Source organism: Pseudomonas sp. DF5 (genome assembly GCF_058148225.1).
Window position 1 is genome coordinate 39861 of the sequence record NZ_JBYVYM010000003.1, and the last position, 24758, is coordinate 64618.

A 24758-nucleotide genomic window follows, 5' to 3' on the forward strand; every position below is an offset into this window, starting at 1 on the left:
ATGAGTTTCTCGAACAAGGAACAGGGGCACGTTAAAGAGGCGCTGCTGCCCAGGGCGCGGGACATCGACGCATTGGTACGCGCCGAACATCAGGATCCCTTCGCAATTCTCGGCCCACACAGCGATGGCGCTGGCGGGCAATTCATACGGGCCTATCTGCCGGACGCCTTGAGCGTGCAGGTGGTGGACAAGGCGTCCGGGGAAGAACTCGGCAGCCTTGAGGCGACCCAGACTCCGGGGTTGTTCGTCGGGCACTTCGAGCGGGCCCAACCCTATCTGTTGCGGACCCGTTGGGCCGGCGGCGAGCAACTGGCCGAAGACCCTTACAGCTTTGGCCCGTTACTCGGCGAGATGGATTTGTACTTGTTCGCCGAGGGCAATCACCGCGACCTGAGCAGTTGCCTCGGCGCGCAGCTGAAGACGGTCGATGGCGTGGACGGCGTGCGCTTCGCCGTGTGGGCACCGAACGCCCGGAGGGTTTCGGTGGTCGGCGATTTCAACGTATGGGACGGTCGTCGGCATCCGATGCGCCTGCGCCATCCCACTGGGGTCTGGGAGTTGTTCATCCCGCGCCTGCAAGCGGGGGAGGCCTACAAATACGAAATCCTCGGTGCCCACGGCATTCTGCCGCTCAAGGCCGACCCGATGGCGCTGGCCACCGCGTTGCCGCCGGATACCGCATCGAAAGTCGCTTCGCCGCTGCAAGTCGACTGGCAGGACCATGACTGGATGCAGTCGCGCAGCGAGCGTCAGCGAACCAGTGCACCCCTGTCGATCTACGAATTGCACGCCGGTTCCTGGCAATGCGAGCTGGATGACCTGGGCGAGGTCGCCCGTCAGTACACCTGGCCCGAGTTGGCCGAGCGGCTGATTCCGTATGTCAAAGAGCTGGGCTTCACCCACATCGAACTGATGCCGATCATGGAGCACCCGTTCGGTGGCTCCTGGGGTTATCAATTGTTGTCGCAGTTTGCCCCGAGCGCCCGTTACGGCTCGCCGGATGAATTTGCCGCTTTCGTCAACGCCTGTCACCAGGCCGAAATCGGCGTGATCCTTGATTGGGTGCCGGCGCATTTCCCCACCGATGTCCACGGCCTGGCGCAGTTCGACGGCACGGCGTTGTACGAATACGGCAACCCGATGGAGGGCTTTCACCAGGATTGGGACACACTGATCTACAACCTGGGCCGCACCGAGGTGCATGGTTACATGCTGGCGTCGGCGCTGCACTGGCTCAAGCATTTCCACGTCGATGGCCTGCGGGTCGATGCTGTGGCGTCGATGCTGTATCGCGATTACTCGCGCAAGGCTGGCGAGTGGGTGCCCAATCGTTACGGTGGTCGGGAGAATCTGGAGGCCATCGATTTCCTGCGTCATCTCAATGACGTGGTGGCCCTGGAAGCACCGGGCGCTCTGGTGATTGCCGAGGAATCCACCGCGTGGCCGGGTGTCAGCCAAAGCACGCAACAGGGCGGGCTGGGGTTTGCCTATAAGTGGAACATGGGCTGGATGCACGATTCGCTGCATTACATTCAGCAGGATCCGGTGTACCGAGCCCATCATCACAACGAGCTGAGTTTCGGCCTGGTGTATGCCTGGTCCGAGCGTTTCATCCTGCCGATTTCCCACGATGAAGTGGTGCACGGCAAGCATTCGCTGATCGACAAGATGCCTGGCGATCGCTGGCAGAAATTTGCCAACCTGCGGGCTTACCTGAGTTTCATGTGGACCCATCCCGGCAAGAAGCTATTGTTCATGGGCTGCGAGTTCGGCCAGTGGCGGGAGTGGAATCACGATCAGCAGCTGGACTGGTACTTGCTGCAATACCCAGAACACCAGGGTGTGCGCAAACTGGTCGGCGACCTGAACCGGTTGTACCGAGAAGAGCCGGCGCTGCACGATCAGGACGATGCGCCGCAAGGCTTCCAGTGGTTGATCGGCGATGACGCGATCAACAGCGTCTATGCCTGGCTGCGCTGGAGCAAGGAGGGCCGGCCGGTGTTGGTGGTGGCCAACTTCACCCCGGTGCCGCGTCAGTCCTACCGTATCGGCGCGCCGTTTGCCGGGCGCTGGGTCGAGTTGATCAACAGCGACGCCGACACCTATGCCGGGTCCAATTACGGCAACGGTGGCGGGGTGTTCACCGAGGAGGAACCGAGCCATGGGCAGGCGCTTTCACTGGTATTGAATTTGCCGCCGTTGGCGGTGTTGATCCTGCGTCCGGAGGGTTGATCCAGGACCGAGTCGCTCCTATCGCGAGCGGGCTTGCTCGCGAAGGGGCCAGACCGAACAAAGCGTTTCCTGAAGTCATGCGCTCACCAACGCATCCGCACACCCAAGCTGCCAATCAACCCATTCAAATCATTGTCATCCACATCGCTGCTGTAATCGGCGCTGACATACAGGCTGACCAACGGCGTCACTCTGGCCACCAGTCCCAGCCCCACATCCACCGTCGATGAATTGCGGCTGCTGCTGATTTTGTCGACCTGATCCAGGCTCACGGTGTTGCCGGTGTACACCGTGTGCCACAAATTGGTCCGCACATAGGGTTCGACCGGCAGGCCGTTGATATCGTAACTGCCTTTCAAGCGTGCACCGACCCGTCCGCTCCAGGAGGTCATGTCGCTGGACGACGCGTTGCCTGACCCGGCATACGGCGTATCCAGCGTGATGCGTTGATTGATCAACTGCGCCTGGGGTTCAACCACCCAGTTTTCGCTCAGGCCTATCGGGAAACCACCTTCCACCGACACTGTCATCGCGCTGCCTTCGGTGGTCTGTCGCACGCCCTGGTCGTTGCGGCTAAAACCGCTGACCCGGCCGCCGCTGGCCGTCAAGTCGACGTGCCAGCCTTGTGGCCCGGTCAGGCTCCAGTAGGCGCCAAAGCTTTGGCCTTGAAGGTTGAGCGTGTCATGGCTGGGGTCAGCGAGGGCGCGATTGGTCAGCAGGCCGTTGTCATTGCCCTGGAATTGAGCGGTGCCGCCGATCAGGCCGAGCCGTTGGGTATGGCCGCTGTTGCTTTGCACGGTCAAGAGCGCCGGGCCTTTGAGTTCGCTGGCGCCAGGGATAGAACCCAAGGCCAGGTAATCAGTTTGAGCCTGCCGCGATGACGGCCCATAAGTCTGGTCCCAGGCCGAAGGTGCGGCGTCTTCGATCGTCAGGCGTGAGCTTGGTAAGTCGGGATTGACGGGTAAACGGTCGGGATACGTGGTGGAGCCAAACGGCAAGGTGAGTGTCGGCAGTTGCTGGCTGTGCCAGGGCGTCGTTTCGTCCCCGGCAGGTGACGCTTGCACCTCCATGGATGAGCACAGCAGCAGTGAACCCGAAACAATGCAGAAAGTGATTTTTATCTCTTGTGAGGTGAGTGAATTTTTCATGGGGGGCTACCTTGCAGTTGCATGCGTATCTCGCCGTGGCGTCTCTCCTACCCCGAATGAGGGGCGACCGAATGGATTGAGGCAAGGTCCGACCCGCCCGTTTTGCGGGTGTCTGGAGACTTGCCCCTGATGGATTTCCGGGGGTAGTAAGGACTAGCTAAGAAGACCGATGGTGTCGCGTCAAGAAAATGGCCGATAAGTGGTATGGCTATTTTAGAGTCTGTAAGTGACTGATTTTTGGCGCTGATCTAAGTTGTTGTTTGTGCGAAAAATCATCCTGAAAGGTGCAATCCAGACGTGTTGGGTAGTGGGCTATCGGTTGCGTGACAGATGAGCAGTGCAAAATTCATGAGCAAGTCCGTGACGTGATTACTGTCATTTTTTCCGTTGCAAACGGTCGTCCTTGGCGCCTGTCGCTTGACGGTGTTACAGACGAACTTCCACCGCCAGCGGCAAATGGTCCGATAGGTGCGTCCAGGGTTTGTAGCCGAGTATGCGCGGTTCATGGCTGCTGGCATTGCGCAGGTAGATGCGGTCCAGGCGCAGAAGAGGAAACCGCGCCGGGTAGGTTTTTGCCGGTCGGCCGTGGTGGCGTTCGAACGCTTCATGCAGGTAGTCGCGTCGGGCGAGGGTGGCATTGCCTTGCAGCTGCCAGTCGTTGAAATCGCCGGCAATGATCACCGGCGCATCCTCGGGCAGCGATTCGAGCAACAGGCAGAGCAACTGCAGCTGGAGTTGTCGATGGCTTTCCAACAGGCTCAAGTGCACGCAAATGGCGTGAACTTCGGCATGGCCCGGTACATCCAGCACACAATGCAGCAACCCGCGCCGCTCGGGGCCGGTGATCGAGGCATCGAGGTTGCGAAATTCGCGAATCGGGTACTTCGACAACAGGGCATTACCGTGGTGACCGTCGGGGTAGACTGCGTTGCGACCGTAAGCAAAATCGCTCCACATACTGTCGGCCAGGAACTCGTATTGCGAGGTTGGGGGCCAGTCGTTGTAACGTGAAGAATACCGGTCGTGCTCACCGACTACTTCCTGCAGAAACACCAGGTCTGCGGACGTACTGCGTACCGCTTCACGCAGTTCCGGGAGGATGAAGCGTCGATTGAGGGCGGTGAAACCCTTGTGAGTATTGACCGTCAGCACTCTGAGTCGGTGAATCGTCGAGGGCGTGTTCGATGGCACTGATTCGACGGCTTGGCGTTCGGCATCGTGGGTCACGTTCACTCCTCTGAATCAGGGTTGCTGTATGTATGCGACTGATGTATGGGCGAGCAGTTCAGTTTGAGCTACGCCAATCCATGTGGGAGCGGGCTACTGTGGCGAAGGGGCTTGCCCCGTTGGGTCGCGAAGCGGCCCCAAAAACTTTGCGACTGCTTCGCAGCCGAACGGGGCGATGCGGCGTTCCGACAAGCCCCCTCGCCACAAAAGCCCCCTCGCCACAAAAAACATTCTTCGAGTCATTCAGACAAACACAATTTCATACGGCAACCGCATGCGTTCCAGAATCACTCGCGGCAGCAGCGGGGCGATGCCGATCGCCGGTTCGCCGTCGAGCTGGCTGGCGTAGGCATAGGTGGCGTGGCTTTTGCGCGCGACAGTCCAGGTGTCGAGGCGTAGCTTGCGCGCGCGATGCCAAGGAAGTTGCCCGTGGTCGCGCATCGGCCAGTGCCAGGCCCAGACCGGTATTTCGTTGAGCGTCGCCCCGACCAGGGCTGCGGCCCTGGCGCTGGCCCGGCCGACAGCGTCGTGGTCGACGATGCCGTCTTCGCGCCAGGTGGTGAACACTACATCGCCGGGGCGCAGGTAGCGGATGATGAATTGGGTCAATTCAGACTCCCGCTCTGCCAGAGCGTTGTCGGCGAAGCCGCCGCGAATCCATTTCAGGCTGTGCATCGGCAATCCGAGCCGACGCAAGGCTTCGACGCTTTCCTGGGGGCGGAACACACTCAGGCGTTTTTCCGACCACTGGCGCGACCCCGGATGGCTGGCACTGCCGTCGGTGATCGAGATCAATTGCAGAGGATGGCCGAGGGAGCACAGCAGTTGCAGCAGGCCGCCACAGGTCACCACTTCATCGCCGGGATGCGGGGCGATCACCACCGCGCGTGCCCCGGTCGGGACCAATGTTTCGGTGTTGATGACAGGAATGTTGTCCAGTTGCGAGGCGCTGTTCCAGATCTGCGCAGGCAAGCTGTTTTCGCTGATGGAAACCGGTTTCATAGGCGCTACGTCCTTGTTTTGTCTTGCCCTCAGTCGTGCGCGATGCTTGCGTGGGTGCAAGCTGGCAGACCCGTGAAGGCGGATAGATAGCAATCTGCAGCGCTCCGAACCCTGGATTGCCGCCGGCAGAGTATTGCCCATGAAACGCTATTCGTCGCCTCAGCCTTTGGTCTGATGCGGTTTTTTTAACCCAGGCTGTGTCGGGTTTCGCAAATAACCAACAAAACCTGTAGGAGCGAGGCTTGCCCGCGAAGGCGGTGTATCAGGTAACGAAGATGTCGACTGACACACCGCCTTCGCGGGCAAGCCTCGCTCCTACAGGATGTCCCTGATCACTTTCACTCTTCTTCCTCATGCTGCAATTCAAACAACAGCAGCGAACGGCCAGTAACCGAGTATTGGCGACCAAACTCAAAACGTTCCTGGCCCCGAATCGACGGTTGATTGGTATCGATCATACAGGTCCAGAAACCGCCGTCAGGCACTTCCGGCAGCAGGAAGTTGACGATGTCATGGTGCGCGTTGACCACCAGCAGCAAGGTCGCGTCGGCGCCCTTGCGACGGATACCGGTTTCCTGGGCGCGGCCATCGAGCAGCATGCCCAGGCAGCGACCGTGGCCTTCTTCCCATTGCTCATTGGACATTTCGCTGCCGTCCGGGGAAAGCCAGGTCACGTCCTTGACGCCGATGTCTTCGTTGTAATTGCCCACCAGGAAGCGCCCGCGCCGCAGGATCGGATAGGCCAGGCGCAACTTGATCAGGCGTTTGACGAACTTGAGCAGCGCCTTGCCGTCTTCGCTCAGGTTCCAATTGACCCAACCGATTTCGCTGTCCTGGCAATAGGCATTGTTGTTGCCTTCCTGGGTGCGGGCGAACTCGTCGCCGGCCACCAGCATTGGTGTGCCTTGAGCCAGCAGTAACGTTGCGAAGAAATTACGCATTTGCCGGTGGCGCAATGCATTGATCTCGGGGTCGTCGGTCGGGCCTTCGACGCCGTGGTTCCAGGATAGATTGTTGTTGCTGCCGTCCTGATTGTTCTCGTCGTTGGCCTCGTTGTGCTTGTCGTTGTACGACACCAGATCGTTGAGGGTGAAGCCGTCATGGGCGGTGACGAAGTTCAGCGAAGCATACGGTCGACGGCCGCGCTGGTTGAACATCTCACCGGAGGCGGTCATGCGGCTGGCGAAGTCGGCGAGCTGGCCGTCGTCACCTTTCCAGAACGCGCGCACGGTGTCGCGAAATTTGTCGTTCCATTCGACCCAGCCCGGCGGGAAGTTCCCGACCTGATAACCGCCGGGGCCACAGTCCCAGGATTCGGAAATCAATTTCACCTGACGCAGCACCGGGTCCTGACGACAGGCAACAAGGAAGCTGTGCCGTTCGTCGAAGCCATCGTGGTAGCGGCCCAGGATGGTTGCCAGGTCGAAACGGAAACCGTCCACGTGCATTTCCGTGGCCCAGTAACGCAGCGAGTCAGTGACCATTTGCAGCACGCACGGGTGGCTCAGGTCCAGGGTGTTGCCGGTTCCGGAATCGTTGATGTAGTAGCGCTTGTCGTCGGGCATCAAACGGTAATAGGAGGCGTTGTCGATGCCGCGCATCGAGAGAGTCGGACCTTGTTCATTACCCTCGGCGGTGTGGTTGTAGACCACGTCGAGGATCACTTCCAGATTGGCCTCGTGCAGATGCGCGACCATCTCCTTGAACTCGGCGATCTTGCCGCTGGCCAGGTAGCGCGGGTCCGGGGCAAAGAACGCGATGCTGTTGTAACCCCAGTAATTGGTCATGCCTTTGTGCAGCAGATGCTGGTCGTTGACGAAGGCATGGATCGGCAGCAGCTCCACGGTCGACACACCGAGCTTGCGGATGTGTTCCAGCACGTCATCGACCATCAACCCGGCGAAGGTGCCGCGCAGGTTCTCGGGAACGGCGGGGTGAAGCATGCTGAAACCGCGTACGTGAGTCTCATAAATGATCGTCTTGTCCCATGGCACGCTGACCCGATGGTCATGGCCCCAGGTGTGGGCCGGGTCGATCACTTTGCACTTGGGCACGAAGGGCGCGCTGTCCCGCTCATCGAAACTGAGGTCGGCGTCGGGGTGGCCGATGGTGAAGCCGAACAACGCTTCGGACCATTTCAATTGGCCGACCAACTGTTTGGCATAGGGGTCGATCAGCAGTTTGTTCGGGTTGAAGCGATGACCGTTGGCCGGGTCGTAGGGCCCGTACACGCGATAGCCGTAGATCAGCCCCGGATGGGCGTCGGGCAAGTAGCCGTGGTAGATCTCGTCGGTGTATTCCGGCAGCTCGATACGCTCCAGTTCCACCTCGCCGGCATCGTCGAAGATGCACAGTTCGACCCTGGTCGCGTTAGCTGAAAACAGCGCGAAATTGACCCCCAGGCCATCCCAGGTCGCGCCTAGAGGGAAGGGCAAGCCTTCACGGATTCGCGAGGCCTCGCGAGGTTCGGGCGCGGTTTTCTTTGGACTGGTCATAGCTGCTCCTGCAACGTTTTTTCGAGGCCGAATGCGCTCTCGGTGGCGAGAGCGCTCGCCACGCAGTCAATCAGCACAAGGCAGTGAAGCGTCAGGTCGTTGGCGGTTTACGCGCGACGCGAGGCTTTTTCACAGTGGCTTTTTCACCCGGCGGGACCACTGCCGAAGCGGCGTCGGGTTTGGCTTTGGGTTTGGCACGGGGTTTGGTTTCGATACCCTTGGCAGTGACCAGCTTGCCGTCGGGCTTGCCGACCGCGGGCTTGGTGCCTGCGGTTTTACTGCCGCTCGCCTTGGCTGATTTGCCGGGCGCCAGCGCTTCGGCTTCGGCGAGTTTGCAGGCCATCTCCCAATGGCGGGTTTCCTGACCTTCGGGTTTGCCTTCGGATTCCCAGATTTGATAGGCAAATTCGCGGATGCGTTTATCGTCGATACTCATCGCAATGCTCCTGAACTGTACTCAAGCTTGGGTAGTTTGGATAAAGAGATTGACCGGGAAATCCCCCAGCGCGGCGCTGACCATCAGCTCCCTGTGTTTTGTGACTGCGACGCTGGTAAAAAGTCCCTTCAGATTTTCTTCAGTAACCGCGAACGGCAATTTGATTCGGGTATCGCCCCACAGCGACGCATCGACCAGGGGGGCGGCACTGTTTTCCAGCAGTTCGGCACAGCGTATCGGCACTGTCACGATAGCCCGTTCTCCCTGCCATTCTCGAGCAAACGCCAGCACCCGATGGGCCTGGCTCCCCGTCACTTCAAGGGCTTGATAAGTGCCTTTTTGAAACAGCCCGGCATGCTCGGCCCGTCGGTTCAACCCCCGGGCGATCAGCGTTTGCTTGATCCGCCCATCACGCCAGTTCGCCAACAGATCAGGCAGGTCAAACGGTAGGTGCATGGCCTGCTGACGGCTGGCGTAATCCACTGGCCGACGGTTGTCCGGATCGACCAGCGTGAAGTCCCAGAACTCGTTGCCCTGATAGAGGTCAGGCACTCCCGGCACGGTCATTCGCAGCAAGGTTTGCGCCAATCCATTCAGTGCACCCGGGACCGCAATACTCTGCGCGGCAGCACCTACAGCCGCACGCCAAAGCTGACCTTCGGGGCTCAGCAGCAGGCGTTCGAGAAACCCGTGGGTCGCCTGTTCATAGGCCTCGTTTGGTGTGCTCCAACTGCTTTGCAACTTGGCTTCACGCAGGGCTTTTTGCTGCCACTGCCAGAGGCGCTTGGCGTAATTCTCAAGCGCGGACGGATCGTCGCTACGCAATTCCAGTGGCCAACTGCCGAGGATTGCTTGATAGAGAATCAGCTCGTCGGCCGCCGAGGGCGCGCCGGGGTCGCTGCGCAGTTCGCCTGCGAGGGTTCGCCAGTGCTCGACCTGTTCGGCGTACCAGGCGCTGCGCTCGCTCAACACCGCCAGCCGCGCGCGGGTGTCTTCACCGCGTTTGTGGTCGTGGGTCGCGGTGGTCAGCAGGTTGTCGGGGAACTCGGCGAGGCGATTGGTGCAGGCGGCATGGAAGTCGGCAACCGGGGCGCTGAACTGCTCGGTGTTGTAGCCGACATCGTTGCGCGACAGCAGCACCGCCGAGCGATAAAGCGCGGTGTCTTCCACCGCTTTGGCCGCCGTCGGTGAGGTCAGTTGCTGGAAGCGCACGCACGCATGCTTGAGCAGTTTGCGCGGGCGGCCCGCTGGACGCTTGCGCCAGGGTTGGCCACCGAGCCAGCCAGCCAGGCAATCGAGCACCGGCCAGTCGGCCTCGCCAAGGGTTTGCCTGGCACCGGCCATGGCCTGCTGGAAAAACACCTCGTCCTGAGCAGAGCGGCCCAACGGACTGATGTAAGTTCGGTACACCGGGAAGTGCACGATCAGCTCCTGCAAGGCCCGCCGGATTGCGCCGAGGGTCAGGTCCCGGGTCATCAGGTCGTCCCGGGCCACTTGCAACAGGGCGTGGGCAACACTTTCGAAATCCCCGGCGAGGGAGCCGTTGAGAATCTGCTGGCGCGCCAGTTGCGCTTCTTGTCGAAAGTCCGCGGGCCGTTCACTGTGCCGGCTCCAGAGTTCGCCCAGGGTCTGAGCACCTTCGGGGGCGTGTTGCAGCAATGACAACTGGTTCATGAGTTCATAACCGGTGGTGCCATCGACGCACCAGTCGCGGTGCAGGGTTTCGCCTTCGCCGAGGATCTTCTCGACGTAGATCGGCAGGCGTCGGCCCGGTGCCAGGCGATCGATCCTACGCCGCAGTTTGCGGCAGTAGCCATGCGGGTCGGCGAGGCCGTCGATGTGATCGATGCGCAGTCCGTCGACCAGACCTTCGGCCACCAGCTCGAAGATTTTTGCATGGGTCGCTTCGAACACCGCCGGCCGCTCGACGCGCAGGCCGCCCAGTTCATTGATATCGAAAAAGCGCCGCCAATTGATGTCGTCCGCTGCGGTGCGCCAACTGGCCAGGCGATAACTCTGGCGCTCCAGCAGGTTATGCAGGCGCTGGAAACCGTCGGGGGTGAGCGAGTCGTAAGTGTCGAGGGTGTGCTGGATGGCGTGCAGAATGGCCGGATCACTGGCCAGTTCCCGCAACTCGACTTTCAGTGGAATCGCCAGGCTGTACACGTCGGACTGATAACTCAAGGTACTGAAGCGGTCTGCCAGGGATTTGAGCCGTTCGGCCTGCTCGGCATTCAACTGATCATCGGCCTTGAGCAGTTCGCCGTAGTCGGTGGGGCAGATGGGGAAGTGGTGTTCATAGTGTTCGACATGGAAGGCGCCGCGCCGGGCATCGAAACGCAAGGGCAGGGTGCCGCTCTGCAAGGCAACGCCGTAATCGCTGCCCAGGAAGGGCAGCAGCAACTGGCCTTCCATCAACGGGTCGGGCGAGTGCCATTGAATGTCGAAGAACTCGCCGTAAGGGCTCAGTCGTCCCCATTCCAGCAAGTCGAGCCACCAGGGATTGTCGCCACCGCCGACGGCCATATGGTTGGAAACGATGTCGAGGATCAGCCCCATGTTGTGTTCGCGCAACGCAGCGACCAAATGGCGTAACGCCGCTTCGCCGCCCAGTTCAGGATTGACCGTGGTCGGGTCTACCACATCGTAGCCGTGCATGGAGCCGGCGCGGGCGGCGAGCAGCGGCGAGGCATAGAGATGACTGATGCCCAGACTGGCAAAATACGGCACCAGCGGCACCGCTTGATCCAGGGTGAAGCCTTTATGAAATTGCAGCCGCAGGGTCGCCCGCAGCGGCTGGATGAGCAGTTGATTCATTGGTCACGCTCGGCCGCCTGAAGTCGCGCACAGGCGAGCAGTTCCAGGCGTCGGGCAGCATCCGGATCATCGAGCAGGGCTTCGCTGTCGCCGGGCAGCCGGCGGGACCAGTTGGGGTGGGTGTCGGTGGTGCCGGGCAGATTGGCTTGCTGTTCGATACCCAAGGCATCTTCCAGCGGCAGCAACACCAGCGGCGCGCGGGTATGCCCGAGGAACCGGATGGCGGCGTCGAGCACCTGATCGGTTTCATGGTGCTCTTCGCGAAAGTTCTGCGGATCCTGGCTCAGCACCCGGCGCAAGCCTTCACGCTCGCGTTCGCGATGTTGACGCCATTCGATTTCACCCGTGGCGTCGACCAGGCCCAGGCGTGCGCTCCAATCGATATCGCGGCCATGCCACCAGCCATTGAGTGTCGGCAGATCGTGGGTGCTGGTGGTGGCCAGGGCGTTGTCCGGCCAGTCGAGAATCGGTTTGAAGTGTGTGTTGTCCTGTTCGAACAACAGCACGCGCATGCCGAGGATCGAGCGCGCGATGAGTTTTTCGCGCAGGCCATCAGGCACGGTGCCGAGGTCTTCACCGAGGACGATGGCCTGATGCCGATGGGATTCGAGGGTCAGAAGGCGCAGCAGATCATCCACCGGATAATAAAGGTACGCTCCGTCGCTGGGCGGTGCGTCTTTAGGGATCACCCACAGCCGTTGCAGGCCCATGACGTGATCGATGCGCAGGCCGCCGGCATGGGCGAAATTGGCCCGCAGCATTTCGATGAACGCGCGAAAGCCGTTACGCACCAGACCTTCGGGGGAAAACGCGGAAATCCCCCAGCCCTGGCCGGTGCGGTTGAGGATGTCGGGTGGCGCACCCACGGTCAGCGAGGCGAGTAGTTCGTCCTGGCGACTCCAGGCCTGGCTGCCGCCGCCGTCAGCGCCCACCGCCAGGTCGGCGATCAGGCCGATTCCCATGCCGGCACCACGGGCGGCGGTTTGTGCGCGCTCAAGGCTGCGGGCAATCAGCCATTGGCAGAACGCGTAGTAGCCGATGCGGGCCGAGTTCTCTTCGGCAAATTGCGCCAGGGCGGCGCTGCGCGGGTTACGCCATTGCTCGGGCCACTCGCGCCAGTCCAGGCTTTCACCGCGCCTTGCTCGGGCCTCCTGGATCGCTTCGAAGCGGCAATGATTTTCCAGCGCTTCGCCACCGGCGTGGCGGAAGCTGCTGAAGTCGGCATGCAAGGGGTGTGCGCCGTGGGTGAATCCTTCGTACAAGGCTTCCAGCAAGCGATGCTTGGCCTCGGCGGCGGTGGGCCAGTCGATCAGCTGTAAGGTTTCCAGATGCTTGAGTTCGCCAGCCAGGCCCGTGGCGTCGATTGCGGTGCGCAGGGCACGCTCACCGAGAATCGCGCCGGGCGCTGCGTACAGGCTATTGAGAAACAGACGGCTGGACGGCGAGTAAGGGCTGTAGCGCTGGGTGTCGCCGCTGAACATCGCATGCAGCGGGCTGATCGCTAATGCTTCGGCGCCCCGTTCGCCGGCCACCCGGGCCAGATCTTCGAGAGCCTGGGTATCGCCGAAACCGCCATCGCCAGGACGGCGCAGCGAATACAACTGCACGCTCAGGCCCCAGACGCGAGGGGTTTGACTGTCAACGGCGTCGCCGACGCTGTAGCAGCGCTCGGGGGCCACCGCCAGGGTGAACGACTGATCGTCGATGCTGACATGCTGATAACCCACCGGCACCAGCCCGGGCAAAACAGCGTTGTCATCGAGCTTGAGGTTGAGCCGCGAGCCGTCTTCCAGATGGATCTCACACGGGGTTTGCGGTGCGAAGTAGTGGGCCAGATCAAGCCCGACGCCAACGTCGCAGGTCAGCATCGGCGGCAGATGTCGGGTTTGCTGCACCTCCTGCAGTTGCCGCAGGCTGGCGTCGATTTCATGGGCGGTGCCGGCGGGGTGGCCAAGCCCTGCAAGCACCGAACGCAGTACCGCCGGGGTGACTTTTTGTGGCCGGCCGTTGGCGTCGATCCAGTCGACAGCCAGGCCGGCTCGGCTGGCCAGTATTTCCAGTTGCGCATCGCTCATGGGCGCTCTCCATCCAGGGGTAGCAAAGGGGCTGCGGCTGTGAGGCTGACGAGCGCGCAATACGGGGCAAGGGTGCCCTGATCCAACAGACCGGCCGAGTGCGACGGGTATTCGAACAGCAACGTCGCGTCGGCCTGTGGGGTGTGGACCACGGGCGTGTCGCTGAGGTTCAGGTCAATGCGCAGCTGACGGCCATCGCCCAATCGCCAGCGCGCCGTCACCGCGCCCCTGGCCAGTGCCTGCGCGCCCAACGCCTGGGCGCCGGGCAGGTGCGGGATGATGTGTCGATGGCGGATTTGCAGCAGTTGGCGATACAGATCATGAGTCGCCGATTGCCCGGTGGCGGTCAGTTTCGGCCGCGACGCCTCGAAAGTCTGCGTCGCGTTCGGGTCGGGAATCTGCTCGCGTTTGTGCGGGTCGGCAAAGGCGCTGAAGGCCGCGAATTCATTACGCCGACCTTCGCGCACCAACTCCGCCAATTCACCGTGGTGGCTGGTGAAGAACAGGAACGGTTGCTCGGCGGCGAACTCGTCGCCCATGAACATCAACGGGATCATCGGCGATAACAGCAGTAACACGGTGGCGGCGTTCAGGGCTTCGGAACGGGCCAGTTGATGCAGGCGCTCGCCAAAGGCGCGGTTGCCAATCTGGTCGTGGTTCTGCAGGAACAGCACGAAGGCCGTCGGCGGCAAGTGACCGCTCGGTTCACCGCGCGGCGTACCGTGGCGGGTGATATGGCCTTGAAACACGAAACCCTGGCTCAGGCAACGGGCCAGTTGTTCGGTGGGGTTTTGGGCATAGTCGGCGTAATAGGCATCGGTTTCACCGGTGAGCAGAACGTGCAGGGCGTTGTGGCCATCGTCGTTCCACTGCGCATCGAAACCTTGCTCCAACAGGCTGGCTTGATTGTGCTCGTTTTCTGCCATCAACCACACATGCCGCGCCGGATTGATATGTTGGCGAACCCGTTGTGCCAGCTCTTGAAGGAAGTCTGGGTCTTCGATGGCGTGCACCGCATCCAGGCGCAGGCCGTCGAAACGGTATTCCAGCAACCACATCAGCGCGTTTTCGATAAAGAAGTCGCGCACCTCGCGTCGGCGAAAATCGATGGCAGCGCCCCAGGGGGTGTGTTGGTCTTCGCGGAAAAAGCCTTTGGCGTAGTGATGCAGGTAATTGCCATCCGGGCCGAAGTGGTTGTAGACCACATCGAGAATCACCGCCAGGCCATGTCCGTGGGCCGTGTCGATCAAGTGTTTGAGTTGTTCGGGCGAGCCGTAGGAGGCCTGCGGCGCATATGGCAGAACCCCGTCATAGCCCCAGTTGCGCTCGCCGGGAAACTGCGCCAACGGCATCAGTTCGATGGCGGTAATCCCCAACTCGATCAAGCGCGCCAGATGCTGTTCGACCTCGCTGAAACCGCCGAGCGCACCGACATGCAATTCGTAGATCACTGCCTCGTTCCATGGCCGACCTTGCCAGGCAGTGTGTTGCCAGCGATAGGCGAGGGGATCGACCACCACGCTGGGGCTGTCGATATCGCCCGCTTGCGCGCGGGAGGCCGGGTCCGGCACCTCCAGCTCGCCATCAATGTTGTAGCGGTAGCGGGTACCCGCGGGACAGCGGGTCTTGATCACAAACCAGCCGTCGGCCTGAGGCAGCAGCGGCAGGGATTGTCCATTTTCCAGCTCAAGACTGACGTAAAACGCATCTGGCGCCCACAAGGCAAAACGCGTGTGTTCAGCGTCCAGCATGATTGCGCCGTGGGGCCAGGTTTCAAGAGTCCGTAACGGCATCGTTGAAAACCTCTTACTGTTTGCCCGATTTACCCAGCGCTTTAGCCACCAGTTGTTCGTAGAGTTCGGCGTAGGGTTCGACCGCCTTGCACCAGTTGAAAGGCGCCGCCATGGCCCGGCAACGCATGGCGTTGAGCAGGCCGGGGAAGGCGAACACCTTGAACGCGCGGCTCAGGGCTTCGCGATAGCTCTCCACGGTGGATTCGTCGAAAAGAAAACCGGTCACGCCGTTTTCAATGGTGTCGGCCAGGCCGCCGGTATTGCGCGCCACCGGCAATGAACCGAAGCGCTGGGCGTACATCTGGCTCAGGCCGCAAGGTTCGTAACGCGAAGGCATCAGCAGGAAATCACTGCCGGCAAACATCCGGCGGGCGTCGGTTTCATTGAAGCCGATGTGCACGCCGATTTGCCCGGGGAAGCGCAACGCCAGCTCACGCATGGCTTGTTCTTCTTCCGGTTCGCCACGGCCGATAATCGCGATCTGCCCGCCGTTGGCGACAATGTATTCGGCCACCGCTTCGGTCAGGTCCAGGCCTTTCTGGTACACCAGCCGCGAGACCACGGCGAACAGTGGGCCTTCGGAATCATCCAGGCCAAACAGCCGGCGAACGTGCGCCGCGTTGACTGCTTTACCGTCCCAGTCGCCGATGCCGAACGGGCAGAATAGGTGCGGATCGGTGGCTGCGTCCCAGCTTTCATCGATGCCATTGGGAATCCCGCTGAGCAGACCTTGCTGGGTCTTGGCGGCGAGAAAACCGTCGAGACCGCAGCCGAAGGCCGGCGTGGTGATTTCCTGGGCATAGGTGGCGCTGACGGTGGTGATGTGGCTCGAGTAGGCCATGCCAGCCTTGAGGAACGACATCTTGCCGTAAAACTCCATGCCTTCCTGCTGCAAGGCATGCACGGGAATACCGAGTTCCGGGCATGAGCCGAGGCTGGTGACGCCCTGGTACGCCAGGTTATGGATGGTGAACAGGGTCGGGGTGCGTTGGCCACGCCAGTGCATATAGGCAGGGGCCAGGCCGGCGGGCCAATCGTGGGCGTGCACCAGATCCGGGCACCAGTGAATTTGTGCGAGGTTGGCGGCGATATCGGCGGCCGCAAGGCCCAGGCGGGCGAAACGAATATGGTTGTCTGGCCAGTCACGGCCGTTGTTGGCGCCGTAGGGTGAACCTTCGCGCTCGTACAGTTCAGGGCAGATCAACACGTAAATGACCAGGCCGTCGGGCATGTCCATGCGCCCGATCTTGCAAGGCGGCAACGCGGCGTGCCCGCCCAGTTCACCGATGATATGAATCGGGTTTTCGCTGTTCAGCACTTGCGGGTAACCGGGGATCAACACCCGGACATCGTGCAGGTGAGCCATGGCTCGCGGCAGCGCGGCGGAAACGTCGCCCAGGCCACCGGTCTTCACCAGATCGGCAATTTCCGAGGTGACGAACAGCACTTTCTTCTTGTTGGGATTCTGACTGACTACCGGTGCCAACGTCTTGGTGACCGGGACGCTGACCGATTTGGCTGTGAGGGCCACGGTGCTGGCTTCGCCGACCTGCTGATGAGCACGTTCTCCCTGAACATCTAACGCCGTACTGATCATATGCATCTCCCCGTGTTGTTGATCTGATTCCAGGCCTGGCACAAACGGTGTTGGCCAAATCCTGTGGCCGGGCGCAAACGCGCTACGCATCGGTGAGCAAGTGCTGCCCATGCGCTGAAGCTCAATGGGTGAAGTGGCTGTTGCAAGGAATGCACCAGTCTCTGCGGCCCTACTTTTCACCTGACCTGAAGCCAGCACCAAAAGTTTCGATTTTTTTCACCGAATGACCAGTCGGTTTTATTCCCCGAAATCAGTCTAGGCCAGAACCTGGAGGGGGACGGTCAACCAGCCGGATTGTTCGACAATCGGTTGCGGGAGGGTACAAAAACAGGGGCTTTAATGGGGAAACGCACCGACGAAGGGCAGGTTTCATTCTGGGTGTGGGTCAAATCGGGACCATTGAGTCACGATTGTTGGGCGCGACGGAATGTGGGCCGCACCATTGCGGTGCGTATGTTTTGGGAGGCTGGATTTGAGGGCCTCATCGCGGGCAAGCCCGCTCCCACAGGGGATCGGTTGTGTTCACCGATTTTGTGTACACACGAGATCAATGTGGGAGCGAGCTTGCTCCAGGTGGCGATCCGACGATGAACGATAACGCGGTCTCAGCCCAGCAACCGAATCGGCTCTCCCGCCGCCCAGGCTTGAATATCCTCGATCATCTGCGAAAAGAACAGCTGATAGTTCTGTCGGCTGACGTACCCGACATGGGGTGTGGCCAGCACATTGTCCAGGGTTCTGAACGGATGATGGCGAGGCAACGGCTCGTGCTCGAACACATCCAGCGCAGCACCCGCCAGGCGTTGTTTCTGCAGGGCCTTGATCAGCGCCGCTTCATCGACAATCGGCCCGCGCGCGGTATTGACCAGCCATGCCGTGGGCTTCATCCAGTCCAGCGCCTGAGCATCCACCAGCCCGCGACTGCGCTCGCTGAGCACCAGATGGACCGACAGCACATCAGCTTGTTCGAACAGTTCCTGCTTGCTGACATAGGTCACGCCGACTTCGGCAGCTCGTTCACTGGTGAGGTTTTCGCTCCACGCAATGACGCGCATGCCGAACACCTGGCCGAACCGGGCGACCTTTTGGCCGATGCTGCCCAGGCCGAGGATCCCCAGCGTCTTGCCCTGCAAGTCGCCGCCCAGGCCTTGTTGCCAAAGGCCCGCGCGCAAGGCGTTGGCTTCGGCCACCAGGTTGCGGGTCGCGGCCATGATCAGCGCCCAGGTCAGTTCCGGCGCGGCATGTTTGTAGCTGTCGGTGCCGCAGACCTGGATGCCCAGCTCGGCGGCGGCTTTCAGGTCCAGGGCTGCGTTGCGCATGCCGCCGGTGACCAGCAGTTTGAGGGTGGGCAAGCGGCGCAGCAGGTCTTCGTCGAAGCGGGTGCGCTCGCGCATCACGCAAATTACCTCGAATGCACCCAGACGCTCGGCCAGGGTTTCGTTGTCGGCCGGGTAGTCATGGATAAAACTCACCTGGCCGATGCTGTCCAGCACCGACCAGTCCACCACGTCACGCGCCACGTCCTGCCAGTCATCGATCACTGCAATCTGCACCGCCATCAGCCTTACCTCATCAACGAACGGGATTGGTTTTGTTCAGCCAGTCGGGAAACCCATCCAGCCTAGTGTGGCCATTGCCAGCACGCCATAGCGGGCACCCTTGGCGAGGGTCACGATCATCAGGAAACGCCCCAGCGGTTCGCGCATGACGCCGGCCACCAGTGTCAGCGGGTCGCCGATGATCGGCACCCAGCTCAGCAGCAAGGACCAATGACCGTAGCGCTGATAGTGTTTTTGGGCTTGTTGAAGATGACGAGGGCTGACCGGAAACCAGCGCCGCTCGCGAAACCGCTCGATGCCGCGCCCCAGCCACCAGTTCAGCAGCGATCCCAGCACGTTGCCCAGCGTTGCCACTGCCAACAGCGACCAGAGCCAATACCGGTCGCTGAGCAACAGCCCCACCAACACCGCTTCGGACTGCAAGGGCAGCAGGCTCGCGGCGCCGAACGCCGCGAGAAAAAGCCCAATGTAGGCGCCGAACATCAATGGGCGGGGTAGTCCGCCACCACCACGTCAGTGCCGTCCTTTTTCAGGCCGATCACCTGGTAGGCATCGCTCATGCCGTCCATTTCCATCCCGGGCGAGCCCATCGGCATGCCGGGTGCGGCAACCCCCAACAGATCGTCGCGCTTGCTCAAGGCCAGCACTTGATCGGCCGGCACATGGCCTTCGACGAATTTGCCGTTGATCAAGGCGGTGTGGCACGACGCCAGGCGAGGCGGCACACCGTGTTGTTGCTTGAACTGGCTCATGTCGGCTTCGACGTGGTCTTCGACCTTGAAGCCGTTGGCTTCCAGATGGCTGACCCATTTTTTGCAGCAGCCGCAATTGGCGTCGCGGTGAACTTCGATCGGGATCAGGTCGGCGGCCTGGGCCAGGGAGGAGATGAAGAGGGCGCTCAGGGCGGCCAGACGTAGGTGGGTTCGCATGGGATTATCGTCTCGGGTTGCGGCCAAAAAGATGCATTTTGACTCTTTTATCCGACTGGGCATTGCGCGAGTGTTTCTAAGTTATACAAGGTCGGCTGGCCAGATCATCACAGATCAATGCTGTCAGCTGAATGAGCGCGCAATGACAAAATTGTCAGGTTTGCCTCCTGAGCGTCGAAAACCGGTGCTCAGTAGGCAACAGTCAACGCACCTTGAACCGATCCGCATGTTCGTTGACGCGCTGGGTGACGGGCGGTGTAAGGCGGTAAGTGTCGAGGCTGATACAAACGAACTAACTAACGCGTACATAAAGTTGTTTTTAGTTGTCCGCTGCCCTATTTGCAAGGTCATCTGGGCCAATGAAAAAAGGCGTTTTTTGATAAGTATCGTAAATGTATAAAAATTGTTAAAAAGAGGAAATATTAGTTGGTGACACTAGTTTGCGCGTCGATACTCGCCCGCACCTAACTCGGTCAAACAAGGAACTTTTTATGGTCGCCTCACAAGGACGTCTGTGTGTTTTGGATGATGGTCATCCGGTCACGCAGTCGGGAGCCCGGTCATGACAATCGGTTACACAGGTAGCTGGACGAGCAAGGCAGGATTACTGGTCAGGGATGCGGGCAGCAGCAAGCCTGTCACCCATAGTGCCAGGGTCAAGCAGATGCTGGCAATGGTGGGAAACAATCCCAATGCGCTGAACACGGCGAAAATGGATGAACAGAAACTGCACCGGAACATCAAGGGCTTCGATCCGGAAAATGTCTCCGCCAAGCAACTGGGCAATCTCAGTGCCTTCTTGAGAAGCAAAGGACTGATTTCCGATATTACTTCGATGACCTTGTTGAATGCCGGTGACAAGTTCGACCGGTTTGGCGTACAGAAAGATCCGGATGCGAAGTTCAATGCACTGGAGTATTTCGCCACACAACTGGACGCCATCCAGAGCAACAGCATCAAGGGTGACAAGTACGCCGCTGGCTTGATCCCGGAATACAAGACGGCGATCTACGTACTGCAGAACCTGCAAACTTACGGCAAGGGCAACGGAACAACGGTGGCGCCCAATGACAAGGGCGTCAAGTCCAGGGCCTGACGTTTGGCTGCATTGGCCCGCTCGAGCTGTCGAGCGGGCCAGGCAACGGCTACCGGTCGAGCAACTTCATGACCTCTTCCGGATAGCGCAAGCCAGCGGTGGCATTGGCCGGGAATATCGCTTCCAGGGCCTGCAACTCTTCGCGGCTCAGTTTCACCTCCAGCGCGGCCACATTTTCTTCCAGGTATTTACGCTGTTTGGTGCCCGGAATCGGGATCAGGTAATCCCCTTGAGCCAAGACCCAGGCTAAGGCCAGTTGGCCGGCCGTCACGCCCTTGTCGGCGGCCAGCGTTTGTACCTGCTGCACCAGCAACAGATTTTTGGCGAAGTTTTCCCCTTGGAAACGCGGGCTGAAGCGACGGTAGTCGTCGGCGGCGAAGTCATCCGGGCTGTTCAGTGCCCCGGTCAAAAAGCCCCGACCCAACGGGCTGTAAGGTACAAAGGCAACGCCCAGGCGCCGGCACGCCGCGAGGCAACCGTTTTCTTCCTGATCGCGGCTCCACAATGAATATTCACTTTGCAGGGCGCTGATCGGATGAACCTTGTTCGCTCGCTCCAGTGTGGCGACCGATGCCTCACTCAACCCCAGGTAACGCACCTTGCCGGCCTTCACCAGTTCGGCCATGGCGCCGACGGTTTCCTCGATGGCCACCTGCGGATCGATGCGGTGCTGGTAATACAAATCCAGGGTTTCCACGCCCAGGCGCTTGAGGGTGCCGTCGATTGCCGCGCGAATGTATTCCGGGCGACCGTTGACACCCCGTGCACCAGGGTTGGACGGGTCTCGGACAATGCCGAACTTGCTGGCCAAAAACACCTGGTCGCGCTTGCCGACAATCGCCTTGCCGATCAGCTCTTCGTTAGTGTGTGGGCCGTACATGTCTGCCGTGTCGAGCAGGTTGATCCCCAGCTCCAGCGCGCGATGCAACGTTGCCGTGGCTTCTCGGGTGTCTACGCCTGTGGTGTAGAAATCGGTCATGCCCATGCAGCCCAGGCCGATGGCTGACACCTGTGGTCCGTTTTTGCCCAGTTGACGTGTTTGCATGAAATGAACTCCCTGTGGATGTAGGCGCTGAGTATCGATCTGGACAAAACGAAGATAAACCGGCTAAAAGTGCTATCACTGTTCGTTATTTCTAAATAATCATCGAGTCCCGACCATGGATCGTTTAAACGCCATGCGTGTATTCACGCGAATCGTCGAGTTGGGCGGCTTCGCCAAGGCGGCGGACAGCCTGCAATTGCCACGTGCTTCCGTGACCATTCTGATCAAGCAACTTGAGGCGCATCTGGGCGTGCAACTGCTGCAACGCACCACCCGGCAGATCAGCCTGACGCTTGATGGCGCTGCCTATTACCCGCGTTGCGTGCAGTTGCTGGCGGATCTGGAGGAAACCGAAGCAGTATTCTCCGCTGCCCGCCACAACCCCAAAGGGCTGCTGCGAGTGGATATGCCGGCGGGAGTGGGGCGTTTGATCGTGATTCCGGCATTGCCGCAATTCACTGCGCGGTATCCCTTGATTGAGCTGGAAATCGGTTTGAATGACCGGCCGGTGGATCTGATCCGCGAAGGGGTCGATTGCGTGTTGCGGGGTGGCTCGGCCCTGGACGACTCATTGGTGGCGCGGCCGCTGGCCACGCTGGATCAGGTCACGTGTGCGAGTCCCGAATACTTACAGCGCTGCGGGACTCCGCGGTGTCTGGAGGACCTGAAGGGGCATCAGATGGTGGAATACTTTTCCAATAGCACAGGCAAACGCTACGGATTGGAGTTTGTTGTCGATGACCACTTGCGCTTGATCGACCTGCCCAAGCACGTTTCGGTCAACAGCTCTGATGGTTATCTTGCGGCGTGTGAGGCGGGATATGGTTTGGTCCAGGCCCCGTATTATCACGTTGCCCGCCAGTTGAAAGAGGGACGTTTGATCGAGGTCCTGAGGGACGTGCCGGCACCGGGTATGCCGCTGACGGCACTCTATCCTCCTCATCGCCAGTTGTCCCGGCGGGTGCGGGTGTTCGTCGACTGGATGGTGGGGCTCTGTGCACAGTCGGACAATGGTTTTTACAGAGAAGACTCACGCGGCTGAGCGGGCTCCAATGGGTGCATTGGCGCAGCGTTGGCTTCTCGTGGCGCTGGCGTTCTGCTGTAAATCGTCATGCAACTGTTGCATGTGCGCGCAGCTCAGGCTCAGGGATCGAGACTGGACACCTCGATGAAACAAGGCGAACCAGCCATTGTCGTCCGACATGGGCATCAGGCCGGTGAAGGCGAAGCCCAGCGCCGAAAAGCTTCGCAAGTCTCGCGTGAAGTGCCGGGACAGTTCGAGTCTGGCGCAGATCGTCCACTGCCTGGGCAGTTGCCAGAGCTGTTGGAGCAAGTGTCTGTTCAAGCGCTGAATGACAATATCGAACCGATGCTGGTGCTGCTTTATTTGCAAAGGCATCTCTGACCGCGACGTTATGTCCTGCCGGGTTCCGAACACCGAGCACAGGTGCTTCATGAACGCCTGGTAGCGTTCGGGCCAGAGGATGTCGGGCAGCGGGCGCTCGCGTCCTTCGACCATGCGACACCCCATCACGATGGTTTCCGGGAGTGGTTCAGCGAATGGCGAAGGGACATAGTCGGGAAGCAATCCAGTGCTGTGGAAACCGATCTTTTCTGCCATGCGTTGAGTGTAGGGATGGTGGGTTACTTGCTTGATCGAGACGCTCGTGAGCCCCAGAGAACCCGACTGCCTCAATAACTCGCGGCCCAGGCGAGTTGCGATACTTTGTCCTTGTGCGGCGGGATGCACCACGCTTAGGGCCAGTTCCGCGGTATTCGAAAGCGTGTCGCAACACAATGCGGCATGCCCCAGAACGCGTGTATCGTCCACGGCCAGCATCGATTGCCAGCGCCCCGCGGCGTGGTGTTGACTGATCATGTTCGGCAGGTAGACATCCGGCTGAACGTAATGATCGCCGTAGACCTCTCGAAACAGTTGGCTCACGGCACCTGCGTCGGAGGGGCGGTAGGCGCGAAATATCAACCGGGTCATCACACAGCCTCCAGCGAGGGAGTGTCATACACTCGCAAATCCACCACCCTGAGTTGTTTGCCCGAACGAGGGTGAAGCTTCAGATCGGTGGTTGCGCAGGTCAGCACCCGCAACTCCAGCAGATCTTCGTGGATCAGTTCGTCGATGGCAGGATAGCGGGCCAGCAGTGCTTCACGCAGTGCGAGGCGATCCGGTTCGACGGTTTGCAAGTGGGGTTCGGGCACCCACTTCACGCTCAACAGATCCTTGTGGCCAGCCTGCTCGATCAGCAACTGCCATTGCTCAGTGCGTGCTGTACGCTGAACAATCTCGTGTATTTCTTCGGTAAACAGCGACAGCACACCGACTCGTATTCGTTGACTGTGGGCGCTGCGCCCCTTGAGGGCGAATTTGCGCATCGGGGTTGCGGTCGGTTCACGCCAGCAAGCACGGTCGCCTACCGGGTAACGCAACAGCGGCATGAGCTGACGCGTAAGGTTGGTCAGTACCAACAACCCGATGCGATCGCATTCTTCAATCACTTCACCAGTGTGTTCATCGACGATTTCCAGCAGGGTTTGTGGTTCGAATACCCGATGCTCGCCCAATGCACAGTCGCGATCGCTGGCGCCTATGAGTCCGGCGTCTACGCTGGCATAGCCAATAGAGGCGATACGGGCGTTGGGGAACACTTCTGCGAGAATTGCCAACTGCGGAGCAAACAGGCTTTCACCGCCATACAGCAACGTCTCGACCCCGCACAAGACACGCTGATGCTGCGCCAGGTAGGCTGCGAATCGCAGTAACTGCGCCGGTACGCCGGCCAGAACGTTGATCCGATGTCGCGCGATGGCATCTGCCAGTACGTCCAGCTCGACGCTGCCGGTAAACGGAAACTCACAGATGGGTCGCCCGACATGAGCCAGGGCGTCGTGAATAAACAGAAAGCTTGCGTAGAGATCCCCTGAAAAGAAAAGATTGGCGACCCGGTCGCCGTTGTTCAGCTGAGACGAAATACCGGCTCCGAACGTGCTGACCAATACTTGCCATTCCTCGCAGGAATACACCGCCAGTTTGCCTTGACTGGTTGAGCCTCCGGTTTTAAACACCAGCCCATCATCGACTTTTCCGGTCAGGACAGGCCAATGACTCAAATCATTACTGTCGACCCAGTAATCGACCGCGTTGGTTAACGGTAAGTCTTTTAAAGTAATACCCTCCGCTGGCAGGTGTCTCAGGGTTTTTTCGTAGAAGTTGGAGTGCTGTCTTATATAACGCACGAGTTGTTCAAGCGAGTAAGTTGATTTCACGGAATGCTCTTTTTATCAAGTGTGG

Annotated in this window: 18 protein-coding genes; 3 read left to right on the top strand and 15 right to left on the bottom strand. The window is 60.2% G+C overall.

Annotation, left to right across the window (positions count from 1 at the left end):
- Complete coding sequence (gene glgB, locus AC30D7_RS03630; RefSeq protein ID WP_490133087.1) at nt 1-2232, top strand: 1,4-alpha-glucan branching protein GlgB; 2232 nt, start codon at nt 1-3, stop codon at nt 2230-2232.
- Between the two features lie 83 nt (nt 2233-2315).
- Here the strand turns inward: glgB and AC30D7_RS03635 are convergent, their stop codons facing one another.
- The 12 genes from AC30D7_RS03635 to AC30D7_RS03690 all read right to left on the bottom strand — a co-directional run bounded on the left by AC30D7_RS03635 (nt 2316) and on the right by AC30D7_RS03690 (nt 19310).
- Nucleotides 2316-3380 (bottom strand): autotransporter domain-containing protein, encoded by a 1065-nt coding sequence (locus tag AC30D7_RS03635; protein WP_490133088.1) that lies wholly within the window; start codon nt 3378-3380, stop codon nt 2316-2318.
- 426 nt (nt 3381-3806) lie between these two features.
- Nucleotides 3807-4607 (bottom strand): endonuclease/exonuclease/phosphatase family protein, encoded by an 801-nt coding sequence (locus tag AC30D7_RS03640; protein ID WP_490133089.1) that lies wholly within the window; start codon nt 4605-4607, stop codon nt 3807-3809.
- Nucleotides 4608-4850: 243 nt separating this feature from the next.
- A complete protein-coding gene (locus AC30D7_RS03645) occupies nt 4851-5609 on the bottom strand; it encodes a PIG-L deacetylase family protein (RefSeq protein WP_490133090.1) in 759 nt (252 codons plus the stop codon).
- A 338-nt stretch (nt 5610-5947) separates the two neighbouring features.
- Nucleotides 5948-8104, bottom strand: coding sequence for a glycogen debranching protein GlgX (gene glgX / locus AC30D7_RS03650; RefSeq protein ID WP_490133091.1), 2157 nt, complete (start codon nt 8102-8104; stop codon nt 5948-5950).
- Nucleotides 8105-8195: 91 nt separating this feature from the next.
- On the bottom strand, nt 8196-8540 hold the full coding sequence (locus AC30D7_RS03655) for a DUF2934 domain-containing protein (RefSeq protein WP_490133092.1): 345 nt from the start codon (nt 8538-8540) through the stop codon (nt 8196-8198).
- Nucleotides 8541-8561: 21 nt separating this feature from the next.
- A complete protein-coding gene (locus AC30D7_RS03660) occupies nt 8562-11357 on the bottom strand; it encodes a malto-oligosyltrehalose synthase (RefSeq protein WP_490133093.1) in 2796 nt (931 codons plus the stop codon).
- Nucleotides 11354-13432, bottom strand: a complete 2079-nt coding sequence (gene malQ / locus AC30D7_RS03665; protein WP_490133094.1) for a 4-alpha-glucanotransferase — start codon at nt 13430-13432, stop codon at nt 11354-11356. Before malQ ends, AC30D7_RS03660 begins: the two co-directional genes overlap by 4 nt.
- Nucleotides 13429-15225 (bottom strand): malto-oligosyltrehalose trehalohydrolase, encoded by a 1797-nt coding sequence (gene treZ, locus AC30D7_RS03670; RefSeq protein WP_490133095.1) that lies wholly within the window; start codon nt 15223-15225, stop codon nt 13429-13431. Before treZ ends, malQ begins: the two co-directional genes overlap by 4 nt.
- Nucleotides 15226-15238: 13 nt before the next feature.
- Nucleotides 15239-16822 (bottom strand): glycogen synthase GlgA, encoded by a 1584-nt coding sequence (glgA, locus tag AC30D7_RS03675; protein WP_490133096.1) that lies wholly within the window; start codon nt 16820-16822, stop codon nt 15239-15241.
- A 605-nt stretch (nt 16823-17427) separates the two neighbouring features.
- Nucleotides 17428-18381: a D-2-hydroxyacid dehydrogenase family protein gene (locus tag AC30D7_RS03680; protein WP_490133097.1), complete on the bottom strand. Its 954-nt coding sequence runs from the start codon at nt 18379-18381 to the stop codon at nt 17428-17430.
- 36 nt (nt 18382-18417) lie between these two features.
- Nucleotides 18418-18864 (bottom strand): YqaA family protein, encoded by a 447-nt coding sequence (locus AC30D7_RS03685; protein WP_028940491.1) that lies wholly within the window; start codon nt 18862-18864, stop codon nt 18418-18420.
- Complete coding sequence (locus AC30D7_RS03690; RefSeq protein WP_123722935.1) at nt 18864-19310, bottom strand: DUF411 domain-containing protein; 447 nt, start codon at nt 19308-19310, stop codon at nt 18864-18866. The genes AC30D7_RS03685 and AC30D7_RS03690 overlap by 1 nt, the downstream gene beginning before the upstream one ends.
- Nucleotides 19311-19872: 562 nt before the next feature.
- Here AC30D7_RS03690 and AC30D7_RS03695 point away from each other — a divergent pair.
- A complete protein-coding gene (locus AC30D7_RS03695; RefSeq protein ID WP_019579250.1) occupies nt 19873-20406 on the top strand; it encodes a hypothetical protein in 534 nt (177 codons plus the stop codon).
- 49 nt (nt 20407-20455) lie between these two features.
- On the opposite strand, the gene AC30D7_RS03700 is transcribed toward AC30D7_RS03695, so the two are convergent.
- A complete protein-coding gene (locus AC30D7_RS03700) occupies nt 20456-21451 on the bottom strand; it encodes an aldo/keto reductase (RefSeq protein WP_490133098.1) in 996 nt (331 codons plus the stop codon).
- Between the two features lie 115 nt (nt 21452-21566).
- On the opposite strand from AC30D7_RS03700, the gene AC30D7_RS03705 reads away from it, so the two are divergent.
- Complete coding sequence (locus tag AC30D7_RS03705; RefSeq protein WP_490133099.1) at nt 21567-22493, top strand: LysR family transcriptional regulator; 927 nt, start codon at nt 21567-21569, stop codon at nt 22491-22493.
- Here the strand turns inward: AC30D7_RS03705 and AC30D7_RS03710 are convergent.
- Nucleotides 22482-23444, bottom strand: a complete 963-nt coding sequence (locus AC30D7_RS03710; protein WP_490133100.1) for a GNAT family N-acetyltransferase — start codon at nt 23442-23444, stop codon at nt 22482-22484. The two genes, AC30D7_RS03705 and AC30D7_RS03710, sit on opposite strands and share 12 nt — an antisense overlap.
- Nucleotides 23444-24733, bottom strand: a complete 1290-nt coding sequence (locus AC30D7_RS03715) for a phenylacetate--CoA ligase family protein (protein WP_490133101.1) — start codon at nt 24731-24733, stop codon at nt 23444-23446. Before AC30D7_RS03715 ends, AC30D7_RS03710 begins: the two co-directional genes overlap by 1 nt.
- Nucleotides 24734-24758 lie beyond the last annotated feature (25 nt).